This window comes from Bacillus sp. JST-5, assembly GCF_057747715.1.
Map to the genome: position 1 here is coordinate 1 of NZ_JBYLHW010000092.1, position 7,661 is coordinate 7,661.

Sequence of the window (7,661 nt, forward strand, 5' to 3'; positions counted from 1 at the left end):
AGGATTCACTTTATGTTACGGTCTGCTGATTTGCTCGCACTCTCCAAGAGAGTTACTTTGTCACAGGGCTTCAACCTTAGGATTTCTCCACCAGTTGCCTGTCAGCTACCGAGCGTCTTGGCACTTACTCGGGTTGGACTTGCACCAACTAGCAGATAACAGCTTAGCTGGGCACGCTCAAATAAAAAAACCTTCTCATCCCAGAAGGGACGAGAAGGTATTCCCGCGGTACCACCCTAATAAACCGTTTGGAAAATTTCAACGGTTCACTCAGCATTCGTATCGTGAATGAGACGCCTTACCTACTTATTCGTTCAGTTCGGAACTCAAGGGTGATTTTCCAATTCTATCATCTATCGGGCTTCCACCATCCCCGACTCGCTGAAAGATGATAAAAGAATTGTACTCTCCCTATCATCGTTTCATACTATTTATTTTTAAAGAAATTATATGTTAAAAAGTTCTTAAACGTCAAGTTAATACGTCTTCTTCTTTTTCTTCAATTGATTTTAATTCACTCGTATCTACTTCATATCCCATTAATTGATCCCAGTCATCATTATTTAACATGTCTAATTGAGCTTCAATTAACATTTTAAATCGATTTCTAAATACTTTTGATTGTTTCTTTAAATCTTCAATTTCCAATGCAATCTTTCTTGCTTTAGATAATGCTTCATTAACGATGCGATCTGCATTTTTTTCCGCTTCTTTTATAATCAATTTTGCTTCTTTTTGAGCATTCCTTTTCACTTCTTCAGCAGCTTCTTGAGCTACTACGATTGATTTATTCAATGTCTCTTCAATATTGTTAAAATGTCCTAATCTTTCTTGCATGTCCCGGAGTTTTTCTTCCAATTCCTTTTTTTCACGAATCACCATTTCGTAATCTTTAATTACTTGGTCTAAAAACTCATTAACTTCGTCTTCATCATAACCTCTAAATCCTCGACTAAATTCTTTATTATGTATATCTAACGGCGTTAACGGCATGAAGGCCACCTCCAAAAATATGTCTCTGTTCATATTATACTATGTTTCGACAGATTGTGAGAAAATCCTTCTAAAATATCATCATTTTTGTTTTCCAACCTTGATTTTCCATTTGTCTTTTTTTGTTTTTTCTCCGATTTCTAATAACTTTATTCGTCCAATTCCTCTAGCTGATATTAAGTCTCCTTCCTGTAATTCAAATGACGGCTGTTCAATTATTCGGAAATTGACTTTCACTAATCCTTGTTGAATAAGAATTTGTGCTTTTTGTCTCGATAATTTACTTGAATGAGATAAAATAGCATCTAGTCTTAAAGAAGGAGTAGTAAAGTTAAATTCCTCCCAATCATTCAATATTTTAATCGCTTCTGCAAACGGCTTCTCAATTAACGAAATTTTCACTTTTCCAACGCTTTGAAGATTCATTTGAACATAGGAAGCAATTTCTTTGGCAACATAAAATTGAACAACGTCTTCATGAATCAGGATATCTCCAAACTTACCTCTTTTTATACCGAGAGACATCAACGAACCTAATACTTGGGGGTGAGTGATAGTTGTAAATTTCGTTGGGTATTTTATTTCAAACAATGCAATTTCAAAATCTTCTTCTGAGAGAGAAAGGTAATCAGGACATAAAATCATACGCTTTCTTTCTGTATTAGGTTGGCCACCAAAAAATTTTATGATCATTTCGTCTTGTTGACCTATGACTGACTTTGCAATCATTTGCTCACGCGGATCAAGAAAATCTGTCAGTTTCATGGAATAACTTTGAAGCACATATTCTTTCCAATTTAGTACTTGATCAATAAATTCTTTTTCTTCTGGACGAAAATGTTGATATATAGACATGTAAGGAAACTCCTTTTTTACATGATGAAACAACAAAAGGAACCTGTTGGCTCCTTTATCTTGTTAATATAAAAGCATTATAAATAACTGTTGTAAACCGATTTTAGCCAAATGTAATACAAATAAAGCAACAATTGGAGATATATCAATCATACCAATAGGTGGTATAAATCTTCTAAACGGTTCTAAATACGGTTCCACTATACGTCCAAGAAAATAGCCGATTGGCGTCTCTCTAGAATTAGGAAACCATGACATAAAAACATAGATAATCACTGCAATTGAATAAAGATTTAATATAGTTGACAAAACGTCATATAATAGGCCCATCGTCTTACATTACCACCTCGTGTCATCAAAATTTTGATCGTGAATATAATCTGAAATATTTCCTGATACTTCAACATTATCTGGCGTGCATAAGAAGATATTCGTACCTACACGCTGAATATCACCACCAATAGCATAAACAGTGCCGCTTAAAAAGTCTACAATTCTCTTCGCTTGATCATGAGGGATTTGTTGTAGATTAATAACAACTGCTTTCCGACTTTTTAAATGGTCGGCAATCTCTTGAGCATCAGAATATACTCTCGGCTCAAATAGAACGACTTTAGAAGCTCCACCGGATGAGGAAGAAATATTTTGCTTTTGTATACTTTGAAAACTTACGACATTTTGTTTTCCACTATTCGTCCGTGTCATTGGTTGTTCATGTGCGTCCTCAATCATTTCATCTTCATAGTCATCATCAAGAAAAAACCATGTCTTAAACTTAGATTTTAACCCCATTTTTTGCCACCTCCTAAATTCTCTCGCCGACAAGAGCACTTCCAATGCGGATCATAGTAGCACCTTCTTCAATGGCAATTTCGTAATCGTTACTCATTCCCATGGAAAGCTCATGGCATGGAGCATGTTCAAGTTTTAATTCTTGTACTTGCAATTGGATTTCTTTCAATTTTTTAAAACAATCTCTAATGATCATATAATTATTCGTATAAGGAGCCATTGTCATTAAACCAACGACTTGAATATTGTCATACATTTCTAATTGTTTAATAAAAGGAATAACTTCTATTGGTGATAATCCATGTTTGGTTTCTTCCTCTGATGTATTAACTTGGACAAAACATTTTATTTTTCTCTTTGCCCTCTTATGTATTTCTTTCGCTAAACTCATGCGATCTAACGAATGAATATATTCTACATGATTAATAATATTTTTTACTTTTCTAGATTGCAGAGTTCCAATAAAATGCCATACCGGCTTGTCTCCTAAAATTTCTATTTTTTTGAGCAATTCATCATCACGGTTTTCTCCAAGATGAACAATTCCCGCCTCGATGGCTTCTTTTGCTCTTGAAACGGAAACATATTTCGTTACAGCAATAACAGTTATTTCTTCTTCACTTCGCTGTACTCTTTCACATGCATTGCGAATTTTTCGGGAAATTTCTGCATAGTTTTCTAAAACAGACACGATTCTGTTATTCCCCCTTCCAGCCAATAAACGCCATCATTCTTCCCGTTTTCCCATTATCTCTACGATGAGAATAAAAAAAGGATGATTGACAACTTGTACATAGGGAAGATATTTTAATATTTTCTTTCGGAATACCTTCTTGGATTAAAAGCTCATAATTTAATGCTTTCAAATCCAACGCATATTGTCCTTTTGAAATTTTATCATAAACATATGTCTTTTGATTATTGATTAATTTATCTACTTCTTTAATAACTCTGTCATCAACAATATAACATGAACGACATATCGAAGGACCAATCACTACTTCAATTTCACTTCTGGATACACCTTTATGGGAAAAAGAACGAATCATCTCTTTAGAAATTTGTAAAACAGTACCTTTCCATCCCGCATGTGCAATTCCAACTACATGAGATTTTGGAGCAAAAAAATAAATCGGGACACAGTCGGCAAAACATAACGTTAATAAGATTTCCTTATGATCCGTTATCATGCCGTCGATTCCTTCCAATGCACTTTCATAATCCGTTGCACCCATATTGCAGTTTTGATCGGTAATCATTGCGACAACATTATGGTGAATTTGCTTAGCTCCTACCCATTGATGAATCGGTACATTCAATTTTTCTGCAAGGTATAGCCGATTACTTTTCACATCTTCTAATTGATCTCCTACATGAAATCCCATATTGAGTGTCGAATATTCTTCTTTTGAAAAACCTCCAATTTTTGTTGTAAATCCTACGACTAAATAAGGATCGAGTTGAGTCCAATCTGGAATCGTAAAATATTCTTTCTCTTTTTGAATAAACGGCTCGTTCATAAATTCTCCCTCAATCATGAAGCATGTTCCAAAAACTTAATAATAGTTTACCATATCCTTTTTATTTCGTCATATTCAATTAAGAACCCTCTATTTGAAGATTCACATCTGTTTTCCATTTTACTAAAATGACGTCTTGACCAATTTTTAAAATATTTTTCCAAGGAATCACTAGCTCTTCGTCTCTATTAAAAAATTGAAAAACTTTATGATTTCCGTAAATAATGATGGCATCTATTTGACCTGTTTGAACATTTATTTCGAAATCACCAATACTCCCAAGTTTACTTCCATCTATAACATTAATAACATCTTTCGCTTGAAATTCTGTTATATTCACAATATTCAACCTCCCTATTATTACTATATGAGGTTTTCCAAACATTTCATGATGATAAAAAAAGATTCAGGCTAAAATAACCTGAATCTTTTACTGGATGTTTTTATTCATATGTTTAATGGCTGCTTTTTCCAATCTTGAAACTTGAGCTTGTGAAATTCCAATCTCTTGAGCCACTTCCATTTGCGTTTTTCCTTGGAAAAACCGTTTTTTGAGTATTAATTTTTCTCTTTCATTAAGTCTTCGAAGTCCTTCTTTCAATGCAATTTCTTCAATCCAAGTAGAGTCTTTACTTTTTTCATCACTTATTTGATCCATAACAAATATTGGATCCCCACCATCGTTGTAAATTGGTTCAAATAATGACACAGGATCTTGAATCGCATCGAGCGCAAAGACAATTTCTTCATGTGGCACACCTAGTTCTTTGGCAATCTCTTCCGCTGTAGGTTCTCTAGAAGTCATGCTCATTAATCGTTCTCGAACTTGAAGTGCTTTATATGCAATATCTCTTAAAGATCTCGATACTCGAATTGGGTTATTATCTCGTAAATACCGACGTATTTCTCCTATGATCATTGGAACAGCATACGTTGAAAATTTAACATTTTGACTTAGATCAAAATTATCTATCGATTTCATAAGTCCGATACATCCTACTTGAAATAAATCATCGACATACTCTCCTCTGTTATTAAATCGTTGAATGACACTTAACACAAGGCGTAAATTACCGTTGACAAGTTTTTCCCTTGCTGACAAATCTCCTTCTTGCATCTTCTTAAATAATTCTCGCATTTCTTCATTCGTCAGCACAGGAAGCTTTGAGGTATCGACTCCGCAAATTTCTACTTTATTTCTTGTCAATGAAATTCCCTCCTTATAGGAGCTACTGTACAAAGTTAAGTATCTCCTCAGGAGGGAAAAATATGCATGACGCTTTTACCGCTAAAAAATACTCAAACCGTGTAAAAGATTGTCAAATAAAGGTTTTTATATAATAAAATTCTAAAAAAATTTTTTTATTTTTCACTTTAATAAAATAAGTTCTCCTCACACCATTTTGTTAAATTCTTTTCTCAATCGTTTAATGATTCTTTTTTCTAGTCGTGAAATGTATGACTGAGAAATTCCTAACATATCTGCTACATCCTTTTGTGTTTTTTCTTCTCCTCCTAGTAAGCCGAAGCGTAATTCCATAATCTGTTTTTCTCTATCAGATAGCGTATGCAAAGCTTTCATTAGCAATTTTCGATCGATACTAGCTTCCAAATCTTTCGTAATAATATCATCTTCTGTTCCAAGAACGTCTGATAACAATAATTCATTACCGTCCCAATCAATATTTAACGGTTCATCAAAGGAAACTTCTGAACGGATTTTATTATTTCTCCTTAAATACATTAATATTTCATTCTCAATACAACGAGAGGCATATGTCGCCAACTTTATTTTCTTTTCTGGATTAAACGTGTTGACAGCTTTAATCAATCCGATTGTACCTATACTGATTAAATCTTCAATATTAATTCCAGTGTTTTCGAATTTACGAGCTATATAAACAACTAATCGCAAGTTTCTTTCTATTAACATCGATCTTGCCGTTTTATCGCCATTTGGTAACTTTTTTAGTAGTACTTCCTCTTCTTCTTTTGTAAGTGGCGGTGGAAGAGCTTCACTGCCTCCTATGTAAAAAATTTCATCAGATTTTAATCCTAATGTGATTAATAACTTATACCAGTAGTAGGTTAAACGGAATTTCCATTTTTTCATGGATGCTCCTCCTTGCTTTGATTAATTTTTCATTTTTGAAATAAAAGTGGTTTTTTTGACGAAGATTTCCTACAATGGAGTCCATTCTATTTTGAGGATAATTGTTTGTATGTCATGATACTTTTGCAGTTGGATGACGACTCACCATTTTAGGATGAATGATACAGTCAAACGTATCATCTTCAGATAGCTTTTGATTAACAAAAGCTACAAGGATAGACGTCACAACGCTTTTCAAACCTTTTTTTTCAATCGTTACTTCCTTCACTTTTAAACATGGCAATAACTTGTGATTCTGCCCTACAACTTTATAAGGAACAATCGAAATTTTATTTATCCATTCATCGGGGATTTGAGATCCGTTCCAAATTTTTTCTGGATCTTCAAAAATATGAACTAATGATTCTGGAAGAAGATGCGAAACTTTCGACAATGAAACGATCATCACTGGCTTTTTAGAAATTGGGTCATATAATTGATTCCCGCTATCTATTAAACCCTTTAATTGAATTTGATTATTTTCTATGGAAAATGAAACTTGCACAAGCTGATCGTACTGAATTGTTGCCATTTCCCATCGATCAAAAGTTTTTCTTGAAAAATGCCAAGCAATTGGGAACCCGATCATTACAAATAGCCAACTAATCGGATCTCCTAAGCCATACACATTGGATAGGTAAAGCGAACTTGATAAGTCTAAATTAAATTGGAGAAAATAATGGGCGCCAATCAAGGCTCCACCGATGAAAAACGTACACAAATAAAAAACCATGAGATTTGTCATAAAAAAACGGAGTCTTTTAAAACCATAAGCAGCATAAACCATAATGAGTGAGACTAAAAACTTTATGAATGGATGGGATACAAAATGCCTTAATTCTGTAATAGAAAATAATATTATAAGAGAACCAATAAATCCCCCGATAATAATCCTTCTCTTTTTTATTGAACGACCTAATATAAGCCCAGTTAGATAAAGGAGAAGTGTGTCAAACAGCAAATTTAATAGCCATATAATATCCAAATATACGGTCAATACATCCTCTCCTTTCATTATTAAAATCTGACAAACTATGATATGAAGTAGTATATCGTATTCTCCTATTAAAAGTGTGTCACTTCCTGTAATGAAAATAGGGGAGATTTTTTGTTAAAACTTCGGATATTGTAGAATGATATATAATAGTTGAAATTCATAAATTTTTTATAGACAAACAAAAGATTGAGAAAAGAAGAAGAAATGGAGATGGTATAAACGGAAAATAGAAGATATCGATTCTTCGTGTTTGGAAGCAACAAATGAGATTTTTTGTAGAGTAGAAAACTGATTTCAAAGGGACAGCTCATGCTGTCTCTTTTACTCTCAGCTTCCCCTCATCAAACCGTAC

10 protein-coding genes and 1 other annotated feature are annotated in these 7,661 nt (G+C 33.6%); all 10 genes read right to left on the reverse strand.

Annotation, left to right across the window (positions count from 1 at the left end):
• Positions 1-202: 202 nt before the first annotated feature.
• Positions 203-427, reverse strand: a binding site (T-box leader).
• A gap of 44 nt (positions 428-471) precedes the next feature.
• Positions 472-993: a DivIVA domain-containing protein gene (locus AC3ASS_RS13070; protein WP_488283962.1), complete on the reverse strand. Its 522-nt coding sequence runs from the start codon at positions 991-993 to the stop codon at positions 472-474.
• Between the two features lie 81 nt (positions 994-1,074).
• Entirely contained in the window at positions 1,075-1,848 is a 774-nt protein-coding gene (locus AC3ASS_RS13075) for a YlmH family RNA-binding protein (protein WP_488283963.1), read from the reverse strand.
• A 63-nt stretch (positions 1,849-1,911) separates the two neighbouring features.
• Positions 1,912-2,178 (reverse strand): YggT family protein, encoded by a 267-nt coding sequence (locus AC3ASS_RS13080; RefSeq protein ID WP_488283964.1) that lies wholly within the window; start codon positions 2,176-2,178, stop codon positions 1,912-1,914.
• A 9-nt stretch (positions 2,179-2,187) separates the two neighbouring features.
• A complete protein-coding gene (locus tag AC3ASS_RS13085; RefSeq protein WP_488283965.1) occupies positions 2,188-2,640 on the reverse strand; it encodes a cell division protein SepF in 453 nt (150 codons plus the stop codon).
• A gap of 13 nt (positions 2,641-2,653) precedes the next feature.
• Positions 2,654-3,331: a YggS family pyridoxal phosphate-dependent enzyme gene (locus AC3ASS_RS13090; RefSeq protein ID WP_488283966.1), complete on the reverse strand. Its 678-nt coding sequence runs from the start codon at positions 3,329-3,331 to the stop codon at positions 2,654-2,656.
• Positions 3,332-3,338: 7 nt separating this feature from the next.
• Complete coding sequence (pgeF, locus tag AC3ASS_RS13095) at positions 3,339-4,160, reverse strand: peptidoglycan editing factor PgeF (RefSeq protein WP_488283967.1); 822 nt, start codon at positions 4,158-4,160, stop codon at positions 3,339-3,341.
• A 79-nt stretch (positions 4,161-4,239) separates the two neighbouring features.
• Entirely contained in the window at positions 4,240-4,503 is a 264-nt protein-coding gene (locus AC3ASS_RS13100; protein ID WP_488283971.1) for a YlmC/YmxH family sporulation protein, read from the reverse strand.
• A gap of 87 nt (positions 4,504-4,590) precedes the next feature.
• Positions 4,591-5,367: an RNA polymerase sporulation sigma factor SigG gene (gene sigG / locus AC3ASS_RS13105; protein WP_488283968.1), complete on the reverse strand. Its 777-nt coding sequence runs from the start codon at positions 5,365-5,367 to the stop codon at positions 4,591-4,593.
• Between the two features lie 186 nt (positions 5,368-5,553).
• Positions 5,554-6,273: an RNA polymerase sporulation sigma factor SigE gene (gene sigE, locus AC3ASS_RS13110; protein WP_488283969.1), complete on the reverse strand. Its 720-nt coding sequence runs from the start codon at positions 6,271-6,273 to the stop codon at positions 5,554-5,556.
• A gap of 112 nt (positions 6,274-6,385) precedes the next feature.
• Entirely contained in the window at positions 6,386-7,309 is a 924-nt protein-coding gene (gene spoIIGA / locus AC3ASS_RS13115; RefSeq protein WP_488283970.1) for a sigma-E processing peptidase SpoIIGA, read from the reverse strand.
• Positions 7,310-7,661 lie beyond the last annotated feature (352 nt).

Excerpts from the sequence above, each read along its gene's own strand:
- AC3ASS_RS13070 (WP_488283962.1), bottom strand. The coding sequence starts at position 993 with ATGCCGTTAACGCCGTTAGATATACATAATAAAGAATTTAGTCGAGGA.
- AC3ASS_RS13085 (WP_488283965.1), bottom strand. The coding sequence starts at position 2,640 with ATGGGGTTAAAATCTAAGTTTAAGACATGGTTTTTTCTTGATGATGAC.
- AC3ASS_RS13075 (WP_488283963.1), bottom strand. The coding sequence starts at position 1,848 with ATGTCTATATATCAACATTTTCGTCCAGAAGAAAAAGAATTTATTGAT.
- AC3ASS_RS13080 (WP_488283964.1), bottom strand. The coding sequence starts at position 2,178 with ATGGGCCTATTATATGACGTTTTGTCAACTATATTAAATCTTTATTCA.
- pgeF (WP_488283967.1), bottom strand. The coding sequence starts at position 4,160 with ATGAACGAGCCGTTTATTCAAAAAGAGAAAGAATATTTTACGATTCCA.
- sigE (WP_488283969.1), bottom strand. The coding sequence starts at position 6,273 with ATGAAAAAATGGAAATTCCGTTTAACCTACTACTGGTATAAGTTATTA.